Origin of the sequence: Shewanella sp. M-Br, from assembly GCF_036245925.1 — a bacterium.
GTDB lineage: Bacteria > Pseudomonadota > Gammaproteobacteria > Enterobacterales > Shewanellaceae > Shewanella > Shewanella oncorhynchi.
This window is the reverse complement of record NZ_BJBV01000035.1, coordinates 1-24,104: the sequence shown is the minus strand read 5'-3', so window position 1 is coordinate 24,104 and position 24,104 is coordinate 1. Positions and strand designations below refer to the sequence as shown.

Sequence of the window (24,104 nt, the reverse complement as noted above, 5' to 3'; positions counted from 1 at the left end):
ATAAGAGTGTGACTCTATACTCAGTTTAGTCATTGTTTAATAAGTACAAAGTTAGACTAATACAGAGGTCGCTAAACTAGATTTCTTGGTATTTAAAGATCCAAGAACAACACAAAAGTAATGCACCAATCCAGACACCCAGCAAACCATACATTAAGGGTAAGCCCAGACCAGTTTGAGCAAGCAGAGTGAGACTACTTTTGGCCGCGAGTGTATCCGAGGGAGTCGCGAGTAAATTTAAAGCACGGAACAGATCAGTAGGGTTCAACAAAATCAGTAGATTGAATACTGTACGATTAAACATCTCACTCATTCCAACCACAGCACTGAGTAAAATAAGATCATAAACCAGCACAAGCACAAACCATAAAATGAGTAATATCCCCAGTGCCTTGGCTTTTTCTCGCACACACAAGCTAACCCAATAACCCAAGAGCACGAACACTAATGACAGTAAAATACTACTCATAATCAAATGGATAAACCCGATCGCTATGGATAACTGGGCCTGAGTATCGCCCAGAGATATCAGTATTAATCCTGTTAAACCAAAGCCCAAAATGCAGGCAATGGTCATCACGCAGGCATGGCCTAAAAACTTGCCGCACACCAGATGCCAACGTGCTAATGGATAGGTCAGCAGTAACAACAGAGTGCCGGATTCTTTTTCACCAACAAAGCTGTCATAACTCAATAAAATCGCACCTAAAGGGAGCATAAATACCGATAAAGTGACTAACCCAGAGAGGATCTGGGCAGGCTCAAATACCACTAAGTTGCCGGACACAGCGCTGCCCATAAAACTCACACACAGAGATAGCAGCAACAAGATTCCCGCCATCATCCATAACCAACGATTACGTAAATTATCCTTAAACTCTTTGGCGGCTATGGTGCTCACTATGCTCAGGGCACTTAAACGATGGTGCGAAACCTCGGAACGGTTCATAGGACTGATTCCAAATTAATCGCCTGATTTATATCTGTTATGTTAATAGTCTTTGTGGGCATTGTTGGCGACTGAAGGGGGCAAAGACTTTCCATGTAATGATGAAACACACTCTGCAAACTAGGAGGTTCAATAGAAAAATCCCCCGCGGGCACTTTTTGTAATAAGTGATTTAACACGGCTGACTTTTGCTCCTGTGGTACAGTCAGTTTTAATCCCTGCGGCGAACTCATCTCAACACAGCTGGCTAAAATAGGATCTGCGAGCACCTCTAGCCTTTGAGTGTGAGACAAGGAATGCAAAAAGAACTGGTTTGGCAACCGAGTTGCAGATCTAAGGGCGGTTAAAGTTCCCGAAGCCAACATTCGCCCTCGACCTAAGATCAAAGCGCGATCCATCTGATCTTGTACTAATCCCAACTCATGGGTACTGATAATAATGGCGCAGCCCTGCGCCCTGAGCTGAGCGATTTTTTGATACAGGAAAGCCGATGCCAAGGGATCTAAGCCAACTGTCGGTTCATCGAGTAACAGTACCTTAGGCTCAGCCAATATCGCCTGTGCGAGCCCAAAACGTTGCCGCATCCCCTTAGAAAAAGTACTCAAACGCTTATCTTTAGCGGCCTCTAAACCAAATTCAGCAAGTAATTCATGCACTTTAGGCAAGGCAACGCCCTTAAGCTTAGCGAAATATCGCAGCAGCTCATTGGCGGTCATATTGTCATAAAAACTCACATTTTCAGGTAAATAGCCTAAGGACAAACTCTGTCTGGCATTCATACTTCCGACACTATAACCTTGAACTTGGAGCAAGCCACTTGTGGGGGTAAGTAATCCCAAAATAAGCTTGAGTAACGTAGATTTACCCGCACCATTATGCCCAAGGAGTGCGATCACTTGACCCGCTAGCACCTCAAAACTCACATCATCCAGTGCCTTAAACTTGCCATAGCATTTACTGATATTTGTCGCTTTAACAACCACATCTGCACTCGTTACAGGCTTATTCGCTGAGCAGGTCATAGTTTGATGATTCATCGCGAACCTCCATCAATCAGTACGTGCGCGCCACTTTGCATTAGGGGAAAACTATCACTTATACCGCTCGTCACTTGGGGCTTAAATTGGCGTTCCACCCAGCACAGTAACAACACAACGGGGCTTTCCATCAACAGTTTGGCTTCAGGATAAAGCCAAAACAGTTTATCTAAACTGTCATTCGGCCTATGGACAATATCCCCGAATCCATCGCCATTCAGATCCCAACCTTGATATTCCGACCAGTAATTCCCCTGCCCCTGATAACTCCATTCAAGTTGAGTTTCTCCGACATATTTAACTTGGGTTTGATTGGCCATAATACGATTATGCCAAAGGCGATTTTCCTCTCCGCCCATGGCCATACTGATCCCGGTATCGCTGTGGCTAAACTCGTTATCTTGAATACGGTTATGTTGAGCGGCGTAAATAAAAATACCTTTCCCCTCATTGCCAAGCTCCACAGTGCCCTTAGGGTTATGGATTTGACTCGCAACATTGGCTTGCACATAGGATGCCTCAGTAATGTTGAGCAAAATGCCAAAGTCCCGCGCCTGAGTCACACGGTTGTGGTGCAAGTAAATATTGGTTGAATTCATTAGGGCATAACCGCCATCGACGGCAATCGCTTGGTTTTGCCACGCTTCGTCGGCTTGGGTATACATGTAGTGAATACCATATTGCAGCTTAGTGAATTGATTTTCATAAATGCGGCTGTGGGTAACGGACTCTAAATACACACCATCACGGACAAAAATGAGCTGATTCCGGTCAATTTGTGGCGAATTAACATGCTTAAGATAAATGCCATCACCCCGATCAAGCACATGAATGGCGCCGTTGCCACTAATACTGTTGTCCGAGATGGTGGGCGAATTTAGCTGTTCGCCATAAATACCAAAACCCTCACCCACCAAGCGGTTTCCCTTAATCAACGCATTATCCGCCCCTTTTTTGAGTAAAATGGCGGCATCACGGTAATACAGATCCCGTCCCCAGTGGCGGATATTGAGCCCCTCAATACTCACCTGAGGCGCCTCAATGACCAATGCACTGCCTTGGCGCAGTGCATCTAATGTCGCGCCTACTTCCCCCTTTAGCGAAATGGATTGCGTCACCTTAAAGGAGCCTTCATACACCCCAGTGGCCAGCACTAGGGTGTCACCTTCTTGAGCTTTGTTAAGGGCAAGAGTGAGTGAATCTGTATCTGTTACCCGAATAAGTGCTGCCCAAGTACCGAAAGAGGCAAAGCACAGCAGCCAGATAAGGACGAGACGCAGCTTCATCATCACAACCTTATTTATCACCCGCGAGCAGTTCTAGGGTGATGTCATCAAATCTCAGCACTCGGCCACCGTATTCCTTAGCAAAGGCTTCGGCGGCAGCTTTGGTACTAAAAGGGGCAACGGCAGGTCCCATCACAGCTTTCTTAGTCGTACCGTAAACATAGAAGGCATTTTGAGCATCAATAAAGGCGCCATCGTCAGGTTGATCCCAATCGGTCGTGCCCGCGTCATGCACCATCATGTAATCAATTTGTCTTTTATTTTCAGGCTGTAATGCAAAGTTAAACATATCGCGGCTAGAACAAAACTTAGGTACCGTTTTCTCAGCCTTGAGATGCACTTGCCCTTTAGGTCCGGGATATTTAGTGATCACCATGCCGCATAAATGGCAACGGTCATGCTCGTGGATCATCTCGGCCTTATGAACATGGTCTGTGGCCTCGCTTTTATTACAGCCAAATAGCAAGGGCACTAACAGCAACAATGCATAGTATTTCTTCATCCTATTTATCCTTTTATTAAAATATCAACGCCTCGCCAGATTCCTTGCAGGGACAGATCTTTACGGCGAGGGTTGATAGAAACGGGTTTCATCTTTCATTTATTTTGCTTTGTGCATTTGCAATCGCATTATCGATTGCTTCACGGTTGATACTGTCCCCATTGTGTTTGAGCAAAAGCTGCCAATGGTCAATGGCCTCTTGGTTACGAGCATGCAAGTAAGCATCTGCCGCGAGTAACATATGGGTTTGAGGCTCAAAGGGAGAGAGTGCTAATGCTTTGGCAATCACCTCTTGGGTTTCAGGTGTCATTTGCCGAAGCTCACGGTAATAAAGCGCGTTAGCTTTTGCCCCTAACACTTCGGCATCTTCTCCCCCTATTTCGAGTAATTTATCTAAGGTCAGCACCGCATCTGAGTACAAACCTCCCGCATTGTAAGCCTGAGCTAATGACATAAGTGCCAAGGTGTTTTGCGGCTCACTCTGAGCCCAACGACTGGCTTTGGTGATCTCGGCCGCCACTAAATAATCAATATTTTCATCAAGCCGACCTTGATCCCAATCCCTAAAACGGCCTGTTTGACTGTAGATAGCAAGGGTCAGCAGCACTAGGACGATTCCCATCGCAAAGGGCACTTTGCTCGACATGTTTGGCAACTGTGCGATTCCCATGACTAGGTTTAGACGCATGTGCTGCCAATAAATGTAAGCAACAAACAACAGTAAACTGATGCCAATGCCTAGTCCTAAGCCCACCATTCCAGTCTCCATTTCACTCTCCAAACAACTCGTTTTAGGAGCCTGATTAACCGTGTGCAGGCATCATCTTTTTATTTTTCATCTCTTTCATTTCGCTGGGTTTCTCAATATTTTTCAGTTCAATTTCAAAGATAAGTGCTGACTCAGGAGGAATAATACCTACAGCTTCAGTGCCATAGGCAAGGCTTGCTGGTACCACAAAACGGTATTTAGACCCCACAGGCATCAACTTTAATCCCTCTTCCCAAGCGGGGATCACCGACATTAATGCAAAGCGAGTAGGCTCTTTACGTCCAACCGTATTTTCAAACTCAGTCCCATCGATAAGAGTGCCAACATATTCCACTGTGACCACATCTTCTGGATTGGGTTTATGACCTTTACCTTGTGTTAAGACTTCGTATTGAAGACCAGAGGCGGTAACTTTAACGCCAGACTTTTTTTGATTTTCAGCAAGATATGCCGCACTTGCCTTTTTAGTTTCTGCCATTTGTTTTTCAGCAACGACAGTTCTTGCGGCATTGAGTTGTTCTGCTCTTTGGTTCAGGTAGGTCAGCACTTCTTCGTCGGTTAATTGCTGTTTATCTTTAAGCGCATCCACAAAACCTTGCACGACTAAGTCGACATTCACCTCTGAACCCAATTCAACTTGGTTGTAGACTTGACCAGAAATGTAATTACCAATAGAAGCACCAATGCTGTAAGAGGTTTTATCTGCATCGGTTTTCAAACTTGTGCCAGCAAAACTGGCTACCGAAACAAATAATGCGGCGCAGGTCGCCACTGTGATGCTTTTGGGGATAAAAGAAGTTGGCATACGTGTTTTCATTTTATGTTCTCTACAATGTTAACCCTGTGGGTTTCGCCTTTTGGCCCTGCAAACCAAACCGATAAAACATCGGTCCTGTGTTACTAAGGTTTTTCTGTTACTCGACCTGACATACGCCAGCCATAAATACCATCGGCCATATGACGCACACCTGTGTAACCTAGCTTCATGGTTTCTCTCGCCGCCATATTGCTGCTAGTGCAAAGGCGGTTAGCGCAGTAAAACACCATGACTGCATCTTTATTCTTTGGAAGTAACTCTCTCCAATTCTGAACATTGAAAAAAACTGCTCCGGGGATAAAACCTTCTGCCCATATCTCCAGTGTATTTACGTCGAAAAAATAAACGCCTTGCTTGCCGACTAAGGTTTCCGCTTCCATCATCGAAATGGGATTTAATTGGATTTCGTTATAGGGCACTTCAGACATTTCTGAGCCACCACCGGCGATGACTGGCATAGCAGTCACGCCTAAGGCCAACACCATCAATATTCGGCTTACACTTTGACGAAGCATGTTATGCATAATTAGGCTCTCATATTCCCCGACACCCAAAGGTGTCGGGGATAACTAGGACTCAAGTTAAATTATATTTTCTTCGCACTCAGCGCATTACCATCAATAATGGCTTGGGCTTGGGTCACATAGATCAAGGCGGCATCTAAGCGTTTTTGTGAGTAACGCGCACCATGAACACCCCATGAACCATCGGCTTTAATCAGCTTGAGGACATCTTGAGCTTTATCGGTCAACAACAGCACTTGCGTCTTATCTTCTACCGATAACTTCGCCATATTGGGCGACTTATCGATGCTAATAAGGGCTTTTTCTACTTTGGCATAGGTTTCTTTCACTGGTTTTTGCCACTTCTGAACTTTGCCGTAGATTTGCTGTTGATCTTTAAAGTGCAGACCCTCACCCAACTTAGATTGGAATTGGCTATGGCAACCTTTGTTATCCACTACATCGTGATCAGAAGCGGAAGTACGAGCACAGGTCCACATCAGATCTAGGTAGTTATGGCCATTTTCGTCCTTCGCCACAGTCCAGCCCTTAGTGGATGAGTCGCGAGACTTACCTTCAGGTGGGTTAAGCGTCTTACGCAATGGATCGACATCGATTTTCCACATGTGCGACTTACGGACGTTGTCGAAACCGGCCATATCAGGGAACTGGATCGCGGTGAAGTTTTCACAACTACCCATGTTTGGCATATGACAGCTTTGACAAGTTTGTTTACTGTGGGTCTTTGTATTACTCGCAATTTCAGCCTGTGCCGTATGGCAATCGGTACATTCTTTGATGAGTTTTGGTTTAGTAATACCGGATTTCCAATCACCATCAGTCACTTCGTGTGGATCATGACAGGTAGAACAACGCATACCCTTATCGTAGTGAGACGAGGCAAACATTTGCGAACCTTCTGTACCACAAGATGGGCACGAAGATTTCATCTTCACGTTAAAGGCATATTCCAGTTTTTCTTTACCCTGCGGGGTTTGCGCAAGTTCTTCTACGAAGTTAAAACGCTGGTGACAACGCTCACAGTTAGAAGGCATACCACCACCGATACCGCCGTCTAAATGACCACCTGCGCCATGACACTCTTCACAGGTAATACCGAGTGACACTGTATGTTTTTGTAGCTCTTTAGGATTACCAAGGGCGGCAAAAAACTCATCTTTAGTTTTAAAATCAAACTTAAAGGTGTGGCACATTTCGCAATAGGAACTCGCAGGTTGGAATAAGAATTCCTTCTCGTATTTAGCACCATAGGAGCTCATACCCCACTGGTGTGAACCACTCGCGCCAAAATCTTCCATTTTAGTTGGAAATTCAGGAATAACTTTCTGAATTTTCTTCGCCATTTCAGGGGTTAACCATTCAGCCCAACCACGGGAGAATTGGTTACCGCCGGCGACCATAGTGCCAGTACCATCTTTGAGTAAACCGTCTTTCACATGGAAGGTACCGCGTACTAAGTAGCTGTCGATAAAGCCGTATTTGGTTCTTGGTGTTCCCACCGTCGCATAAATTGCATCAGGGGTAATGCCGTCTGGCAGGATAGAAGTATCCTTAGTGCCATACATGGTTTTGTTTAAATCGTTATCGACTTCGGGATGACTCCCCGGGAAACGTAAGGTTTTTGAATGGCGTGAACGTTTCCACTTTTCATATTGTGGACCGTGGCACTCACCACATTTTTCAGGTCCAACAAACTTATTTGGGAAGTCCAAAATCGACTTGGCACCGAGGCGATATTGCAATGCCATAGGGCGATTGCCCTCTTGATGTTGGCTATATTTTTGGCTATCACCACCGTGTAAGTATTCTTCACCACGGTCACTGACCTTATAGGTTCCTTTTAAACGACCTTGCTCTGCATATTTAAATACCGGATGATTTTCAAAAAGAAAATCAAACAACTCTTTTTCCTGAACAATATAATCCTGCAGTGTTCTTACACCACGGGATTCTAGTGTTAGATCGGGATTAGCCATAATTCCTTGAGCTTCCGCACTCATTTGTTTATTACCATAGCCAGGCTTTACCTCGCCCGGTTTAGCATCGGATGCTATTCCGGCCACACTGACGATAGTACCTAAACAAAACAGCACGCTGAGTGCTATTTTGGATTTCCATCGTTTCATCATTCACTCCTAATTATCATTAGTTTTTTATTTTCTACTGAACCTAACTGCTCACTGAACGACATAAACAATTGACCAGTTACAGCATGGTGGAGGCAAAAAACCATTAAAAATCAGAGCTAGAGCACACTAAATTTGCGCTGATAAATCAAGATGAATAAAATCAATTAAAACAAATTAAATACAATAACTTACAAAATTAATGTCATTTATTTTTTAGAAGTTAAAAAGCACATTTCAGTTATAAAAAAAACTAAAAATGCGTTTGATTTTTCAAAAAACATCAAGCGTAAAAAGGAATGATTTAATAACGGATAAGATCACATTATTAAATGCAAAACTCGACTAATCTTAAAATCAACAGTGATTAAAGCTTGTGATTAAACTGACTTTTACTACGAAGAACTTATATGTACATTTAAAATCACAAGAAAATAACTCAAGTTTCTGAGCGAATTTAATAAAAATCAGCATGTGAACATCACACGGGTAAAATAGCCAACTGTAAACACTATATTACCGCGACCACATTATTCTAAGGCATAATAAATGACAACTATGCTTCCAGAAATTGGACATATATTACTGATCATTAGTAGCGTATTGGCATTATTTTCTGCAGCACTGACCTTAATCGGTGTTAAGCAGAATAATGCCTATCTGGTGGGATTAAGCCCGATACTCTTTAGAGCCATATTTACCTCAGTATTTTTTTCACTTCTTTGCTTAATTTATTGCTTTATGACTGATGATTTTTCTGTTGCTTATGTCGCAAACCACTCTAATAGCCAATTAGCATTGGGTTATAAAGTGGCCGCAGTTTGGGGCAGCCACGAAGGATCAATGCTGTTTTGGATATTTGCGATTGCCCTTTGGGGGGCGCTCATCAGTTATCGCATAAAGATGGCGGATTGCACTCAAGATAAGGCCAGCGATAAATACCAAGACGCCCTGTATTTTGCGAGACTGTTGGCTATTTTGGCATTAGTGATCCTTGGTTTTAACTTATTTTTACTCTTTACCTCTAATCCCTTTGCCCGCTTATTACCTAACATTCCGATTGAAGGGCGAGATCTTAACCCCATTTTGCAAGACATAGGACTCATACTGCATCCGCCCATGCTCTTTCTTGGTTATGTTGGCCTCACCGTTTGCTTTGCTGCAGCGTTAGCATCACTGCTCGGTGGTGGTTTTAATACTCGTCAAATTAACTATTTACGACCTTGGGTATTATTAGCGTGGGTGTTTCTAACGGGCGGCAATGCCTTTGGATCTTGGTGGGCCTATAACGAACTGGGTTGGGGTGGTTGGTGGTTTTGGGATCCGGTAGAAAACGCCTCCTTTATTCCTTGGCTTGTGGCAACAGCATTAGTGCATTCCCTCATTCTCACTCAACGTACTCATGGCTTTAAAATCACGACTTTGCTGCTGTGCTTATTGGCATTTTCACTCAGTTTACTCGGTAGCTTTTTGGTGCGCTCCGGCATAGTGCAATCGGTACATGCCTTTGCCGCCGATCCGACCCGTGGCATGTCAATCCTCTGCTTATTAGTGATTTTTGTTGGGGCTGCGTTACTCATTTTTGCACTCAAAGCCCATCATTTAAAACAGGATGTGACTTTCGCGCTTTTCAGTAAGGAAACGCTGTTACTGCTCGGGATCGTTATCTTAGTCGTAGCAGCGTTTTCCGTATTACTCGGTACATTTTACCCTTTGATCTATGAGCTACTGGATTTAGGCACACTTTCAGTGGGCGCCCCATATTTCAACGCTATATTTGTCCCCCTCACTTTCTTGCTTGTCCTGTTAATGGGCATTGCGCCCTTAGTGCAATGGCAAATAGCGCAATGGCAAAATGCCTCAAAGACTCGTATCACTTCCTTGCTCATTCCTAGCCTAGTGATATTAGCCGTCGCAGGCTGGGTAAGTTTACAGGCCGCCTCGGGCAGTAGCTTATTTTTACTCCTTGGCACTGCCGCAGCACTTTGGTTGCTAGTGTGTTTATTGCTCACGATATTGGCAGCCTCGGGATTAGGTAGACGAATATATGCCCGTCAATTAACCCAAAACCGCAATGAGCACGGCTTAAATCCTCCCGTTAAATCATCAAAACAAGGGTTTATAGCCATGCTATTCGCCCACTTTGGGTTGGCTATCACTATTATTGGTGCAACATCCGTCTCCTTTTTTGAACAGGAAGCCCTCCTCAGAATGGGCCCTGGCCAAGGTAAACCGTTGGCGAGTTATATCTTAGTGTATGAAAGCACTGAGAATGTCGAAACCAACAGCTTTACGGCAATCCAAGCCAATATCAGTATCCGCGATGGTGCGAATGATGAAGTGATCCTCGGTTACGTTAGGCCGCAACGCCAAACCTTTAAAAGCAATGGGATGGAAATGTCCCACGCGGGTATCGATCATGGATTCTGGCGGGATATTTATGTGTCTATGGGGCTGCAATTAAGTGACAGCGAATACCTTATCCGCATCAGCTATAAACCCCTTGCGAGTTGGATCTGGCTTGGTGCGCTATTAATGATGCTGGGTGGGGCGATTGCCGCTTGGCCTACTCGCCGCTTTAGCTACCAAGCTGATTTAACAACCTTAGGTAACCTACCCCATCACAAACCACAGGAGACACTTGCCTAATGAATCCAATATTGCGCTTTTTAGTCTTACTGCTCCCTATCACCTTATGTGGAATAGGGATCCCATGCTTATCCGTCGCGCAAGCTCAGCCCATATCAAGCCTTTCCTACCAGCAACAGGCAATAGATATCAGTAAAGTGCTGCGTTGCCCTATGGCGACGAATCAGAACCTATTTGAGTCACAGGCGCCAATTGCCCACGAGCTCAAAGCACAAATATTCTCGATGCTGGAACAGGGGCAAAGCCAAGATGAGATTATCGATTTTATGGTGCAACGCTATGGTCAAAAAATCCGTTATCAACCTGAATTTAAGGCCTCCACCTTCGCACTTTGGTTTGGGCCACTGCTGTTATTAGTGCTTGGTGTTGGATTGTGTCTCGCATTGGTAACCCGTAGAAAAACACAAACGACTATTTAAAAGTAAAGGATAACCAGATGAAATTACACTATTTTCCCTTTGTTCTACTGACGTGTTTGGGTCTGTTTTCTAATAGCAGCTCAGCCCACTCACTAGACAATAAACTTTACAGTACAGGAGAGCCCCTCCCTAAGCCCCTAGTGATGACTGGTTTTATAGAAATGCAGCACGCACGCGGCGTACCAGAAGTTCCCTTTATTGATGAATCAGGACAAACCCAAACCCTAAAACAGCACCAAGGGAAATTAGTTTTAGTCAATCTTTGGGCAACCTGGTGTGCACCCTGTTTAAGGGAAATTCCAGAACTCCAAAAGCTTAAGCAGCAGTATAAAGGGAAGAATATCGCCATCATTCCAATCTCTATCGATGAAGAATCTAAAGATGTAGGCCCTTTTCTTAACCAACATGGCTTTAGCGGCTATGCCACTTGGCTTGACCCGGAGCAAAACATAGAACAAATCATTCCCGCGAATGTCGTACCCGCCAGTTATATTTTTGATGCTAAAGGTAATCTTGTCGGTTTTGTGCGGGGATATCTCGATTGGGCTGATAAAGACGTTGGCCCTTATATTGATCAACTGATTGCAAAATACGGCCAATAATCACCAAGTAACACAGACTCACAATATATTTCTCCATTCGGTCATCCGCCAAAATTTACCGAAACCCGCTGCCGCCTATTTGGCTGCGGGTATTTTTATCTCTGCCCCATCTTTGTATTCTGCGATGCATTTCTTTAAAATTGCCGCCAAACTCTTTATTTCAAGGCAAATCAGATGAAACTCACCCGCTTAACTCAACCTATTTATGACCACTTATATCGTGATATCAGTGAGTTTCGTAGCACCTTCGACTTGCCCGTTAATGATGTTGATTCTTTAGATGACAAGGCCGATACCTTACATACTTCACTGATTATTGAGGAGTTAACTGAACTTGCAGAAGCCGATAGCCGTATCGAACAGGCCGATGCCATAGTCGATTCTGTATATGTGTTAATGGGGCGTTTGGTGCATTTAGGCGCACAGGCCATGACGGACAGACTCGAAATCAGTTACCTGATTGACTTGTTGCTTTGCGTGGCTCAAAACCGTGAAATCGACTTTATTAGCTGCTGGGATGAAGTCCACTCGAGCAATATAAGTAAAGTGTGCCGTAACGAGCAAGAACTGGCCGAGACCATTGCCTTCTATGCCAAACAAGGTGTTGAAATTGTCGGTAGTCAGCAAGGTGATTTCATCATAGCCAAATGCGCTAAAGATGTGGAAATGGCAGGTAAAGTGGTTCGCCAAGGCAAGGTACTAAAATCGGTTTACTATCGCCCAGCGGATCTGACAACACTGGTTAAAGCCTAGATTTTATAGCTTTTTTTAAGAGCCTGTTATTTGCAGGCTCTTATTTCGCCAAGGCAATTATCTCGCCTAAGCGATTATCCAGCAGTAATGACTTTTCAGCGTGTGTTTTAACGAGGCAATCCGTATGAATCCAGCAAAAGTCGTGCGTGCTGAGGTTAAGCAATTGACTGATTTACCAAATATTGGCAAAGCCTGTGCGGCGGATTTACGTTTGCTTGGCATAGATAAGCCTGAGCAGTTGTTAGATAGAAACCCCTACGAGCTGTATCAAACGCTGTGCGACAAAACGGGCAAAAGACACGACCCCTGTATGCTCGATGTGTTTATCTCCATCACCCGTTTTATGGCAGGTGAAGATCCTAAACCTTGGTGGTTTTACACCGATGAGCGCAAAAATACCTTAGAGAAATGATGCTTTAGCGACTATCTATCCGCCTGTTTATCCAATGGTATCGTTTCGGGCTCTTCCCTTAACCACTCACGCCAAATGGCCACCAGCAGGGCCATCAATACTGGACCAACAAACAAACCGACAAAACCCATGGTTTTTACGCCGCCGATCAGACCGAAAAAAGTCGGTAAGAAAGGCAATTTAATCGGCCCACCGACAAGATTAGGCCTTAAGGTTTTATCGACAATAAACAGCTCTATGCTGCCCCAAAGAAACAAGCCGACACCCGCCGTCATATCGCCAGTGCCGACAAGATAGAGTGAAATCAAGGTAAACATGGTTGGCGCGCCGCCGGGAACCAAGGCCATAAAGGCGGTTAACACTCCAAAAGCCACGGCCGAAGGTACTCCCGCAATCCAATAGGCAATCCCCAGCACTATACCTTCACCAATTGCGATAAGCGTCATACCTATCACGGTAGAACTGACTGTTGCAGGCACCACACGGGAAAAACTATGCCAGCGAGCAGGCAGCACTCGCTCACCCACGATATCCAACTGTTTAGCCACTTGCGGACCATCTTTATAGAGGAAAAACAAAGTGATCAGCATAAAAAGTAAGGTCAATAACAACCCTAAAGTATTCCAACCCAATTGCAGCACCCAACGGGAAATGCCACTCAAATTCTGGCCACTAATGGCACTGATAATTTGGCCTAATTCATGGGGTTCACCAATAAACTGCTGCCATTGCAGGGTTAACCATTCGCCCATCCAAGGCAAGTCTTTGATCCACAAGGGCACGGGCGAACCATGTTGGTTAGTAAACACCAACCAATCAACCCAAGTTCTAATCTCTTGAAACGCATAGGAAAATACAAAAACCAGCGGAATAATCAGCCCGAGCACAATACAACACAGGGCAATGGTTGCCGCCAACGCCGAGCGACCACCGCATTTTGCCAATAGTTTTTGATAGAGAGGCCAACTTGAAAAACACACAATCAATGCAGCTAAGGCGGGCACTAAAAAATCGATAAAAAAGAATACGCCAGCACACAAGAGCAAAACCAACAAACTACGACCAATAGCGGCATTACTGAAAATCGGCGTCATAGTGCTAAAACCCCCCACAATAAAATTCAACGGTAAAATGGAAAACACTCTGCATTACACCAAACAAGGTTAACGCTTAACCAACTCGTTCTACGAATCAGTTTATTGCGCAGTGCTTCCCATGGGCAATGACTTTAACACCGAATATTGAGCTGTGTATCTATTCAATCTTTGAAGACAAAAGGCCTTTGGATATCTATCAAAGGCCTAACATTTGGAATGAGCTTATTGAGCCGAAAGCTGCTCAACTACTTTCTCTGGCTGGCTAAAATCGGTAATACGCTGAATAACTTTACCATCCTTAACCCACAGTAAAGTAGGAATATTGCGGATTTTAAAATGATTAAATAACACACCTAATTCATCAATACTAAAATCGACTTGAGTTTGATAAAGCTGCTTAAAATCTTCGAGCGCTTTATTGTCTGTCCACAAATGATTGACCACACCGTGCCACGCTTTATTAGGCACTTTTTGCGCGAGATTATTTAAACCTTTTTGAACGGTAATACACTCTTTAGACATTTCTGGGCGGCTATCAGCCAAATACCAATCACACCATGTTGCGGTAAAAAAAAGTAAATGCTCACCTTGTTCCCAAGGTTTCAGTAACTTAGCTGTTTGTTCGGCACTGGGTGCCTCCGTTGTCTGCGCAGTCAACTCTTGGCCATTCGCCAACATATCGATAAATTTATCTAAATTGGCATCAGACTCATGGCTAGTGTAAACCACATCACCAGCACGATTGATTAATACACTATAGGGTGTGCCGACCAAACCTAAAGCCACACCCTGCTCGCCTTCATTATCCAACCACACGGGCATAGTGAGCCCGAAACGTGCGATAACATCAGCAATCTTAGGCTGCTCTTCATTAATATTGATATTCACCGCGATGATATTAATCTTGTCCTGATATTTCTTCTGCAGGGCTTCAAAATGCGGCATTTGCTCCATACAAGGTTGGCACCAGGTCGCCCAAAACTTTAGGTATATCGGCTTGTCACCCGCAACACTGGCTAAAGTCACTTGCTGCTGATCTGGATAGGTTTTAAGTGCGATATCTTGATAGGCTTTATTGCCAGCAAACGTAGCAAAACTCATAACGGCAAGGCACATAACAATGATTTGACGTAACAACATAGTGTTTTCCTTAAATCTATAGAACACTCGCACCCACGACTATGGGGCGAGTGATTTGCAGCCATTTGTACAGAAAAAACATAATTAAAAAGAAGCGGCAGTCTCACCAACAACCAACCTTTAAACGACGAGTATAAACTAACAAGCCGCTAATTTAGCTATATTAAATGTAAGCCTTGATGAGCATAAAAATGAGTATTAATAACCTATCCAACAATATCTTAGACCATCAAACCTAACGCCAATTGCCTCGTCAGTTCTGCGGCGGGAATCGCCTGACAACCTGTTGCATTTTGGCCGCACCAAAGTGGGCTAAAATCACCAAATCCTTGTTGTTCAGCGGCGCTTCGCAATACTGCGACGGCACTTGAGGCGAGCGGAAAATCCGGTGCGGCATTATTGATGGGGCCAAGCTCTGCCATAAAACGATTCATAATTCCACGGGCGGGTCGACCAGTGAATAAGTTAGTCAGAGCCGTATGCTGCGCTGCCTCACTTTGCAGGGCGGCGCGGTGAATATCACTGGTGGTGCATTCGGGACAGAGTAAATATGCCGTCCCCACTTGCACCGCCGAAGCGCCCATCGCCATAGCGGCGCGCACGGTTTTGGCATCGACTATGCCACCCGCTGCAATAACAGGAATATCAACGGCAGCAATGATTTGCGGCAATAGACTAAAAGTGCCTAACTGCTCGGTTAAATCATCGGATAAAAAATGCCCCCTGTGACCTCCGGCCTCTAAACCCTGCGCAATAATAGCATCCGCACCACGCGCTTCTAGCCATAGGGCTTCTTCTACAGTTGTCGCTGTCGAAATGATTTTTGAACCCCAAGACTTTATCTCCAGCAACAAATCTTCATTCGGTAAGCCAAAATGAAAACTCACCACCTCAGGTTTAAATTTAGCTAACACTGCAGCCTGGGTGCTGGTATATGGCGCGCGTTGTGCCCCCACGGTTTGGCTATCAGGATTGACACCCAACTCAGAAAAATAAGGCGCGAGTTGATTAAGCCATGCGGCTTGTTTCGCTGCTTGCGGTTCAGGTTCGTGATGACAAAAGAAGTTTACATTGATGGGCTTAGCCGTCTGGGTGCGAATATGTGTCAAGGCGGTATCTAAGGCTTCGAGGGATAACATGGCGCAGGGCAAAGATCCCAACGCCCCCGCTTGCGACACGGCTATCGCTAAGGCACTGCCCTGAACACCCGCCATCGGCGCTTGAATAATTGGTAATTCGATTCCAAATAATCGGGTTAACTGGCACGGCATACATCACCTCCTTTGACTTGTTCTCACTTGATGCTCAATCCTGATATGGCCTCGCGGCTAAACGCTGGGAGATCCACCACAGATTGCCCACGGGATCCCGCACTCCACCTTGGCGATCGCCATAGGGCATATTCGCCACTTCCATCACTAATTCACCCGCAGCGGCGAGTGCCTGAGCCACCATTTTATCGGCATTTTCCACATATAAATAATAGGATGCGGGCATAGGCGTAAAAGCTTCACTCGCCTCACTCAACATAAATAAACAGTCGCCGATTTGCATCTGTGCATTAGCTATTTTGCCATCAGCCCGACGGGAAATATGTAGCGCTTTAGCATCAAAGGCTTGCTGTAAAAAAACCACTAAACTATCGGCATCAGCGATCATCATATACGGGCTAACCCGTGCAAATCCTGACGGAATAAACATAACGATTCCTTGTTACCTAAGCATGAAATTGATCATAAAAAACCACTATAAGCCAATGACTATAGACTAAGCACTATGGCAAAAACCAGCTGTGGCAATTAAGCCTGAAGCGTGAAATGTAAACTTAAGCATTCAGTGAACAAGTCAAAGCGTAAAGCCTGCTAATGTAAGACGACCCTACAATTTCAACCACTCTGCAGCCCACCATAAAAGTGCCATAACACTTCATGGCACTGGTTATTAAGAATAAATCAGCTTTATTTAGCATCGACTTAGCAACTATGGATCATTCATCTATGCTTAATCTATTGTTAACTTAACATGATGATCCTATGCACTTTACTGCATTCTTCGCTTACTCCCTCAGGATTTGCCTCACCTTAATCCTCTATAGTTTCGCCTTTGCAGTGCAGGCAACTTGGTATCCCGCCGATGTGATTGCTGATGGCAAAAAAACGGCATACACACCACTCACTCAAGCCCAAAAAGCATGGCGGATCTGCGCCTTACTTCCCCATGGTAAAGACCAATATTGGTGGGGCGTCGCCTTTGGGTTATCGCAGGAAGCCGAACGCCAAGGTGTAACTCTCGGCATTTATGATGCTGGAGGATATGACAATATTGAGCAACAAAAACAACAACTCTATGATTGCCAAGCCCTCAAAGCTCAAGCCTATATTATTGCTGCGAATACGGCTGACGGACTGATTGCGGATATCGAACAACTCTCTGCTGCGGGCATTCCTGTTATTGATTTAGTGAATGGTATCGCGACCGACAAACTCACGAGTCGCTCCTTAGTCAGCTTTGAAGATATGTCTGCGGCGGCGATTGAGTATATTGCATCGCAGCAACGAGACCCTGTCGATAAAGCGCCTGCGAAACTTAAAGTTGCTTGGTTTCCAGGGCCTAAGGACGCCTCTTGGGTTATGGCGGCGGAACAAGGATTTAGGCGGGCGGCAACCAAACAAGAGTTCGACACAATTGAAGGAGGGTTTGGTACTACGGAGTTATTTATTCAAGCTGATTTAGTGCGAAAAGTGCTTACTAAACAAAGTGTAGATTATGTGATCGCCAATGCAGTTGCCGCCACTTTCGCGGCGCGCTATTTAGACGGGCGTAGGAATAAAACGGGAAAGGTCATCGCGTTCTACTCGAATGCACAGACCATAGAATTAGTGCAGAAAAAACAGTTACTCGCGACGGTCAGCGACTCGCCAGTATTGCAGGCTCGAATTGCCATCGATCTCGCAATACGCGCACTCGAAGGTGCGCCTTATCCCCACAGAGTGAGCCCAGTTATCAAGGTTATCTCCCAAGACAACATCCACCAGATTGATTTAGAACAAATATTAGCGCCACAGAATCAGTGGATGATCCATCAGGATCTTCCACAACAAAAATGATGCTCACTAAACTAAATAATCGGCGCCCAGCCCAACAAATAATGCGAGTCCAGCCCAATTGTTATTGAGGAAGGCTTTAAAACAAGGAGCTCGTTCGCGGTCAAAGATCAGCATTTGCTGGTAAGTACTAAAGCCGACAAAAGTCAGTAAACCTAGGCCATAGAGTAAACCACGATCGGCGCTCCAACCGGCGGCGATAAAACAAGCCAGCGCAGCAAGCTGAAATAAACCTATGATTTGGCGGTCATATTTACCGAACAAAATTGCAGTGGATTTAATGCCCACCTTTAAATCATCATCCCTATCGACCATGGCATACATGGTATCGTAGGCGACAGTCCAAAACCAATTGGCCGCAAATAACCACCAAGCCTCGATGGGCACTTCACCCGTCTGCGCGGCGTAAGCCATGGGGATAGACCAACTCCACACCACGCCTAGAAACATCTGCGGCATATTGGTGATGCGTTTAGTGAAGGGGTAAATAATCGTGAGGATAATACCAACAACGGATAATTTAACCACTAATCCATTGAGTAATAAGACTAAACCAAAAGCAGATAAACCTAAAACGATAAACAGTATCAAGGCTTCTTTAGTGCTGATTTCACCACTGGCCAGCGGCCGAGATTTAGTTCGTTCCACAAAAGAGTCGAGATCGCGATCGGCATAGTCGTTAATAATGCAGCCACAGGCACGCATGATCACCACGCCAATAATAAAGATGATCAATACCTTAAGATCGGGCATACCACCCGCCGCTAACATCAGCGCCATCAAGCATGGCCACATCAGCAATAGCGTACCTATGGGACGGTCGATTCGAGTAAGACGGGAATACACATCCCACTTCTGCTTTAAATTCATTAACTAGGTACTCCCAATACCCTCAAGTTTCCACTCGGTTTCAGGATTAGCATCATATACCCATGCTTCTCCCGATGCGAATTTACGCCCTGAAAGCGTGTCATAAAAAGCTGACATTCATCGCGTTCAGGGCAGGCATTAAAGCGCCTCTAACCGAGCGTAAGCCACCACTAACCACTTGCTGCCAAAGTCAGTAAAGCTCACTTGTACTCGCCCTTGGGCACCGCTGCCCTCAAAGTTGGTCACTTTACCTTCACCAAATTTAGGGTGATTAACTCTTTGGCCGACGTTAAAACCGGTATCGTTTGTGGCAGCCGATTTTTGGGCGCTGAAACGATTATTCGCCATCGGCGTTGTAACCTGCGCCTTAAGACGGATTTCATCCACATATTGCGGCGGGATCTCTTTGATAAAACGCGACGGCCGCGCGTAATCTTCTCGGCCATAAATGCGCCGCGATTCCGCATAGGTAATGTAGAGTTTTTCCATGGCGCGGGTCATGCCCACATAGCAGAGACGGCGTTCTTCATCGAGTCTATCGCCCTCTTCGAGCGCCATTTTACTCGGGAAGATCCCTTCTTCGACCCCCGCCATAAACACCATAGTGAACTCTAGCCCTTTGGCAGAGTGCAGCGTCATTAGCTGCACCGCATCAGTAAAGGCATCGGCTTGGCCTTCACCTGCTTCGAGCGCCGCGTGGGATAGGAAACCGTTAAGTTCGCCCATGTCCTCCAGCTCTTCTGGTAGCTCAAAAGTACGCGCCGCCGTGACGAGTTCTTCTAAGTTTTCGATTCTAGCGTGGGCTTTTTCACCCTTTTCGGCTTCATACATGGCCTTAAGACCCGAAGCTTGGATCACAGTATCGGCCATGCGATACAGCACCATATCTTGGGTGTCTTCACGCATGGTCATGATTAAGTCCATGAAACCACGCACAGAATTTGCTGCGCGGCCCGCGAGCACTTTCTCGTCGAGCAAACGCACACTTGCCTGCCACAAGGTTAATTCATGCTGACGCGCAGTTGAGCGCAAAATATCCAAAGTGCGATCGCCAATGCCACGGGGCGGTGTGTTAACCACACGCTCAAAAGCCGCATCGTCGTCTTTGTTATTGATCAGCCGTAGGTAACCCATGGCATCTTTAATTTCTTGGCGTTCGAAGAAGCGTAAACCGCCGTAGATTCGATAAGCTAAGCCTTTGTGTAATAAGGCTTCTTCCAATACCCGCGACTGAGCGTTAGAACGATATAGAATCGCACAATCACTGAGGTTGCCGCCCTTTTCGTGCCAATCATTAATTCGACCGACGATAAAGCGCGCCTCGTCCATTTCATTAAAGGCACAATAAAGCGAAATCGGATCGCCATCGGCTTCATCCGTCCACAACTCTTTACCCATACGCTCTGGGTTATTGGCGATTAAGGCGTTGGAAGCTTTAAGAATATTGCCCTTCGAGCGATAGTTTTGCTCGAGGCGAATCGTGGTCGCACTCGGAAAATCTTTTAAGAATCTATGTAGGTTTTCAACCTGAGCACCGCGCCAACCGTAAATCGATTGGTCGTCATCACCGACTATCATCACATTGGCAGTTTGACCAGCAAGCACACGGATCCACGCATATTGGATCGCGTTGGTATCTTGGAACTCGTCCACCAAAATATGCTTAAATCTGTCTTGATAATGGGCCAACAAGTGCGGCTTATTGAGCCATAACTCATGGGCACGTAATAGGATTTCGGCAAAATCGACTAAACCCGCGCGGTCGCAAGACTCTTGGTAGACCTGATAGATTTTTAGCAGATTCTGCTCAAGCGGAAAACCGCCCGCATCGATATGTTTGGGGCGTAATCCTTGGTCTTTTTTACCATTGATATAACCCTGAGCTTGGCGTGGAGGATATTGTTTCTCATCCAAATTCAGGCTTTTAAGAATACGTTTGATCAAGCGTACTTGATCGTCTGAATCGAGGATTTGGAAGCTTTGCGGTAAACCCGCATCTTGGAAGTGAGTGCGCAACAAACGATGCGCCAAGCCGTGGAAAGTCCCAATCCACATGCGGCCCATATTGGTGCCAGCGACTTTTTCAACTCGCTCGCGCATCTCAGCCGCAGCTTTATTGGTAAACGTCACCGCAAGAATCGAGTAAGGACTCTGCTGTTCAACCTGCATCAGCCACGCAATGCGGTGGGTCAACACCCGAGTTTTACCACTGCCCGCGCCCGCCAACACTAACATGCTAGATTGCGGTGCCGCGACAGCCTCGCGCTGCTTATCATTCAGGCCGTCTAGTAAAGAAGATACGTCCATTCTCGCCTCCAAAAAATCGAGGGGGCATTATAACAGAAGAAAACCCGCCTGCGCGTTTGATCCACAAGACGAATGATATGTTGCTGTATCTTGCATTGCACTGGCTTGCAAGAGTGCCGCAATGCCTAATCTCGCTTACGCAGATATGAGTAGCTTGGCTGCCTAACACACTGCTAGATAATGGAAATTTAGGAATAGATGGCTTATTAAACCTTTTAGATGCAAAGCAAGGTTCTTCATCACCTTCAATAAGGATTAAACACTGTCATTCCAGTGACTCGCCGTGAATATATCCCTATAGGCTCGACGACGGCATCCATGCCGTCAACGGTCACTTCCATGACAATGCTTAATCCTATTAACCTTTGCGTATCTCTGCCAACCAGCAAAGGATGATAAAGCTAAAACGATATCAAGTGATTACCCATCAAACTGTATAAAAAACCGCTACCGCAAAAAAGCAAATTCCTATAGCATCATTTACACCAATTGACACGGATGTGGCAGCGACCAAGTCCAACAAGCGATTTATGCCCTATAAACAGCGCAGCGCATAAATACTAAGAAGTTAAGTTCTCCATCAGATATGAGTACATTGATAAAGGATTAAAATGAGTAAAGTAGAAGTAAATGCCAAAGGAATTAAAAATAGGCTAAAAAGCATTAAATCTTATAAATCGATTGCGGAGTATATCTGGAATGGTTTTGATGCTGGCGCAAATACAATAGAGATTGATTATCTTGCAACTGAAGTTGGTGATATTTATGAGCTATCTATTTCTGATAATGGTAAAGGAATGCCGCTAAGTCAGGTTCATAATAAATTTAAACCCGTTCTCTCTTCAGAGAAACGTGATAGTGAAATTCAGCATACACTAGTTCATGGAAAAAATGGTTTAGGCAGGCTTACATTTTATCACTTTGCACAAACGGCTCTTTGGAGAACTTGCTATAAAAAAGGTAATGGTTTTTTTAAGTATACTATTACTGCAGACGAATCACATATCGATCAATATGACCCATCAGAAGAAGAAAGATGCGAAAATAATAAAACTGGTACAACTGTAAGTTTTAATAACATTTTTGATATTTCAGATTTTTATTTTAAAAATACTATTATTGAATTTTTAAAAAAAGAATTTGCTTGGTTTTTAGAATTAAAAAGAGATCTAGGATTTTCGATAATTATAAATGGGGAGCCGCTCAATGTAGGTTCTTTGATTAAAGATGAAGATAGAATGACCATTGATATTGATGGCCATTCATTTGAAGTAAAGTATATTCAATGGAAGAGTAAGCTTAATCACCATTTTTCTAGGTATTACTGCGTCAGCAATCAATCAGAATTTAAATATTCAAAACCTACTACGCTAAATAATAAAGGTGATGATTTTTATCATAGTGTTCTCATTTTAAGTTCTTATTTTGATCAATTTAAGTGTGAGAGTAATGAGGGGCAAGCAGATCTTTTAAATTGGAACAATGACAAATCTCCTGAATTTAAAGATCTCATTCATAAAGTAAATGCTTTTTTAAGAGAAAAAAGGAAACCTTTCATAATAGATTATGCGAAGTCTCTAGTGGAAGAATATGAAGCCAAAGGTATCTTCCCAAAATATAACGCTAAAAATCGTTGGGAAATGATGCGAGCTAACGATATTAAAATGATGGTGAGCCAGTTATATCAAGTTGAACCGCGCATATTTTCAAATCTCAATACGACCCAGAAAAAAACGTTAGTTAGCTTTATGTCTTTTATCGTAGATGGTGGTGAAATAGATGACCTATTTAAGATACTAGAAAATATTGTTGAATTAACTTCGCCTGAAAGAGAAAAGTTCGCAAAACAGTTACAGACAACCAAGCTTTCATCAATTGTAAATACTATTGAATTAATTAGCGATCGTTATAAGTCTGTCGCGGAATTCAAAAAACTTGTTTTTGATCCTCAAATGTATGCAGGTGAAGTGCCTCATTTACAAAGGATGATGGAAAAAAACTATTGGCTAATAGGTGAAGAGTATCAACTACTTACTGCGGCAGAACCGAAGTTTGAAGAAGCCTTAAGAAGATTTACTTACATTTTGAATAATGATGGTGATAAGAAATCTATAGATCATAAAGATAAAAATAGAGAAATGGATTTATTCCTTGTAAGGCAAGGAAAAAGACAAAATAAAATTGAGAACGTAGTTTTAGAACTAAAGCACCCCACGAATATTAGACTTGGTAAGAAAGAGTTCGATCAAATTTATAACTATTACCAAATAATCAAATCCGAACCTCAATTTAATGCTTCAAATATGGAGTGGAAATTTTATTTAATTGGAAATAAATTTGATTCAACAGATTACATTGCTGATCAACTTAAGAGCCATAAAAGTCACGGAGAACCAGGGTTAGCTTTTACCGGTAAATACAAAATATATGTATTTACATGGAGCGAAGTGTTTACTGAGTTTGAATTGAAACATGACTTTTTAAATGAGAAGTTAAAACTTGAATTAGATCGATTGTCTGAAGGGCAGCATGACTCTGCCGATGATATTGTGTCTAAAACTAGAACTTCAGATGCGCCTGAAGAATTTGTAATTAAAGAGTTTAACGAGACACCCACTGTTAAATTTTGCGGGTGAAACAGAACATCCACAACTCTTTAATGCTTTAAGTGGCCAAAAGACAACTCAACAATCAAAGGACTACGCCATCCCCTCGGAGTTGCCGCAGGGCATTTGCGTTCT

Annotated in this window: 21 protein-coding genes; 7 read left to right on the top strand and 14 right to left on the bottom strand. The window is 44.2% G+C overall.

Going from position 1 to position 24,104, the window contains the following annotated elements:
* Positions 1 to 76: 76 nt before the first annotated feature.
* The 8 genes from AAA952_RS21300 to sirA all read right to left on the bottom strand — a co-directional run bounded on the left by AAA952_RS21300 (position 77) and on the right by sirA (position 8,010).
* On the bottom strand, positions 77 to 949 hold the full coding sequence (locus AAA952_RS21300) for an ABC transporter permease (RefSeq protein WP_263171854.1): 873 nt from the start codon (positions 947 to 949) through the stop codon (positions 77 to 79).
* On the bottom strand, positions 946 to 1,986 hold the full coding sequence (locus AAA952_RS21295; protein WP_338259451.1) for an ABC transporter ATP-binding protein: 1,041 nt from the start codon (positions 1,984 to 1,986) through the stop codon (positions 946 to 948). The genes AAA952_RS21300 and AAA952_RS21295 overlap by 4 nt, the downstream gene beginning before the upstream one ends.
* Positions 1,983 to 3,272, bottom strand: a complete 1,290-nt coding sequence (gene nosD, locus AAA952_RS21290; RefSeq protein WP_105250346.1) for a nitrous oxide reductase family maturation protein NosD — start codon at positions 3,270 to 3,272, stop codon at positions 1,983 to 1,985. Before nosD ends, AAA952_RS21295 begins: the two co-directional genes overlap by 4 nt.
* Before the next feature lie 10 nt (positions 3,273 to 3,282).
* Positions 3,283 to 3,774: a nitrous oxide reductase accessory protein NosL gene (locus AAA952_RS21285; protein ID WP_219253156.1), complete on the bottom strand. Its 492-nt coding sequence runs from the start codon at positions 3,772 to 3,774 to the stop codon at positions 3,283 to 3,285.
* Positions 3,775 to 3,862: 88 nt separating this feature from the next.
* A complete protein-coding gene (locus AAA952_RS21280) occupies positions 3,863 to 4,543 on the bottom strand; it encodes a nitrite reductase (RefSeq protein WP_338259449.1) in 681 nt (226 codons plus the stop codon).
* A 34-nt stretch (positions 4,544 to 4,577) separates the two neighbouring features.
* Positions 4,578 to 5,360: an FKBP-type peptidyl-prolyl cis-trans isomerase gene (locus tag AAA952_RS21275; protein WP_105250349.1), complete on the bottom strand. Its 783-nt coding sequence runs from the start codon at positions 5,358 to 5,360 to the stop codon at positions 4,578 to 4,580.
* An 83-nt stretch (positions 5,361 to 5,443) separates the two neighbouring features.
* On the bottom strand, positions 5,444 to 5,884 hold the full coding sequence (locus AAA952_RS21270; protein ID WP_028761786.1) for a rhodanese-like domain-containing protein: 441 nt from the start codon (positions 5,882 to 5,884) through the stop codon (positions 5,444 to 5,446).
* Positions 5,885 to 5,946: 62 nt separating this feature from the next.
* The gene (gene sirA / locus AAA952_RS21265) at positions 5,947 to 8,010 is read right to left on the bottom strand and encodes a dissimilatory sulfite reductase SirA (protein WP_338259448.1); all 2,064 of its coding nucleotides are present in this window, start codon (positions 8,008 to 8,010) and stop codon (positions 5,947 to 5,949) included.
* Between the two features lie 549 nt (positions 8,011 to 8,559).
* Here sirA and AAA952_RS21260 point away from each other — a divergent pair.
* The 5 genes from AAA952_RS21260 (at position 8,560) to AAA952_RS21240 (ending at position 12,845) form a co-directional block, all read left to right on the top strand.
* Positions 8,560 to 10,659 carry a heme lyase CcmF/NrfE family subunit gene (locus tag AAA952_RS21260; protein ID WP_338259447.1) on the top strand — a complete coding sequence of 700 codons (2,100 nt, stop codon included), beginning with the start codon at positions 8,560 to 8,562 and terminating at the stop codon, positions 10,657 to 10,659.
* A complete protein-coding gene (locus tag AAA952_RS21255) occupies positions 10,659 to 11,078 on the top strand; it encodes a cytochrome c-type biogenesis protein (protein WP_338259445.1) in 420 nt (139 codons plus the stop codon). The genes AAA952_RS21260 and AAA952_RS21255 overlap by 1 nt, the downstream gene beginning before the upstream one ends.
* Before the next feature lie 17 nt (positions 11,079 to 11,095).
* Entirely contained in the window at positions 11,096 to 11,680 is a 585-nt protein-coding gene (locus AAA952_RS21250) for a TlpA family protein disulfide reductase (RefSeq protein ID WP_338259443.1), read from the top strand.
* 174 nt (positions 11,681 to 11,854) lie between these two features.
* On the top strand, positions 11,855 to 12,433 hold the full coding sequence (locus tag AAA952_RS21245; protein ID WP_338259441.1) for a nucleoside triphosphate pyrophosphohydrolase family protein: 579 nt from the start codon (positions 11,855 to 11,857) through the stop codon (positions 12,431 to 12,433).
* Between the two features lie 124 nt (positions 12,434 to 12,557).
* Positions 12,558 to 12,845 (top strand): helix-hairpin-helix domain-containing protein, encoded by a 288-nt coding sequence (locus AAA952_RS21240; RefSeq protein WP_131524228.1) that lies wholly within the window; start codon positions 12,558 to 12,560, stop codon positions 12,843 to 12,845.
* Positions 12,846 to 12,856: 11 nt separating this feature from the next.
* Here AAA952_RS21240 and AAA952_RS21235 read toward each other — a convergent pair whose 3' ends face one another.
* From AAA952_RS21235 to AAA952_RS21220, 4 genes are all read right to left on the bottom strand, one after another.
* Positions 12,857 to 13,939: an AI-2E family transporter gene (locus tag AAA952_RS21235; RefSeq protein WP_338259438.1), complete on the bottom strand. Its 1,083-nt coding sequence runs from the start codon at positions 13,937 to 13,939 to the stop codon at positions 12,857 to 12,859.
* 225 nt (positions 13,940 to 14,164) lie between these two features.
* Complete coding sequence (locus tag AAA952_RS21230; protein ID WP_338259436.1) at positions 14,165 to 15,082, bottom strand: redoxin family protein; 918 nt, start codon at positions 15,080 to 15,082, stop codon at positions 14,165 to 14,167.
* Positions 15,083 to 15,303: 221 nt separating this feature from the next.
* Positions 15,304 to 16,353, bottom strand: a complete 1,050-nt coding sequence (locus tag AAA952_RS21225) for an NAD(P)H-dependent flavin oxidoreductase (protein ID WP_338259434.1) — start codon at positions 16,351 to 16,353, stop codon at positions 15,304 to 15,306.
* A gap of 34 nt (positions 16,354 to 16,387) precedes the next feature.
* A complete protein-coding gene (locus AAA952_RS21220; RefSeq protein WP_338259432.1) occupies positions 16,388 to 16,783 on the bottom strand; it encodes a VOC family protein in 396 nt (131 codons plus the stop codon).
* A 332-nt stretch (positions 16,784 to 17,115) separates the two neighbouring features.
* On the opposite strand from AAA952_RS21220, the gene torT reads away from it, so the two are divergent.
* Positions 17,116 to 18,189 (top strand): TMAO reductase system periplasmic protein TorT, encoded by a 1,074-nt coding sequence (gene torT, locus AAA952_RS21215; RefSeq protein WP_330147989.1) that lies wholly within the window; start codon positions 17,116 to 17,118, stop codon positions 18,187 to 18,189.
* A gap of 6 nt (positions 18,190 to 18,195) precedes the next feature.
* Here torT and ubiA read toward each other — a convergent pair whose 3' ends face one another.
* Positions 18,196 to 19,056, bottom strand: a complete 861-nt coding sequence (ubiA, locus tag AAA952_RS21210; RefSeq protein ID WP_212599586.1) for a 4-hydroxybenzoate octaprenyltransferase — start codon at positions 19,054 to 19,056, stop codon at positions 18,196 to 18,198.
* A 138-nt stretch (positions 19,057 to 19,194) separates the two neighbouring features.
* Positions 19,195 to 21,363 (bottom strand): DNA helicase II, encoded by a 2,169-nt coding sequence (uvrD, locus tag AAA952_RS21205; RefSeq protein ID WP_338259428.1) that lies wholly within the window; start codon positions 21,361 to 21,363, stop codon positions 19,195 to 19,197.
* 611 nt (positions 21,364 to 21,974) lie between these two features.
* Here uvrD and AAA952_RS21200 point away from each other — a divergent pair.
* On the top strand, positions 21,975 to 23,999 hold the full coding sequence (locus tag AAA952_RS21200; RefSeq protein WP_338259426.1) for an ATP-binding protein: 2,025 nt from the start codon (positions 21,975 to 21,977) through the stop codon (positions 23,997 to 23,999).
* Positions 24,000 to 24,104: the final 105 nt, after the last annotated feature.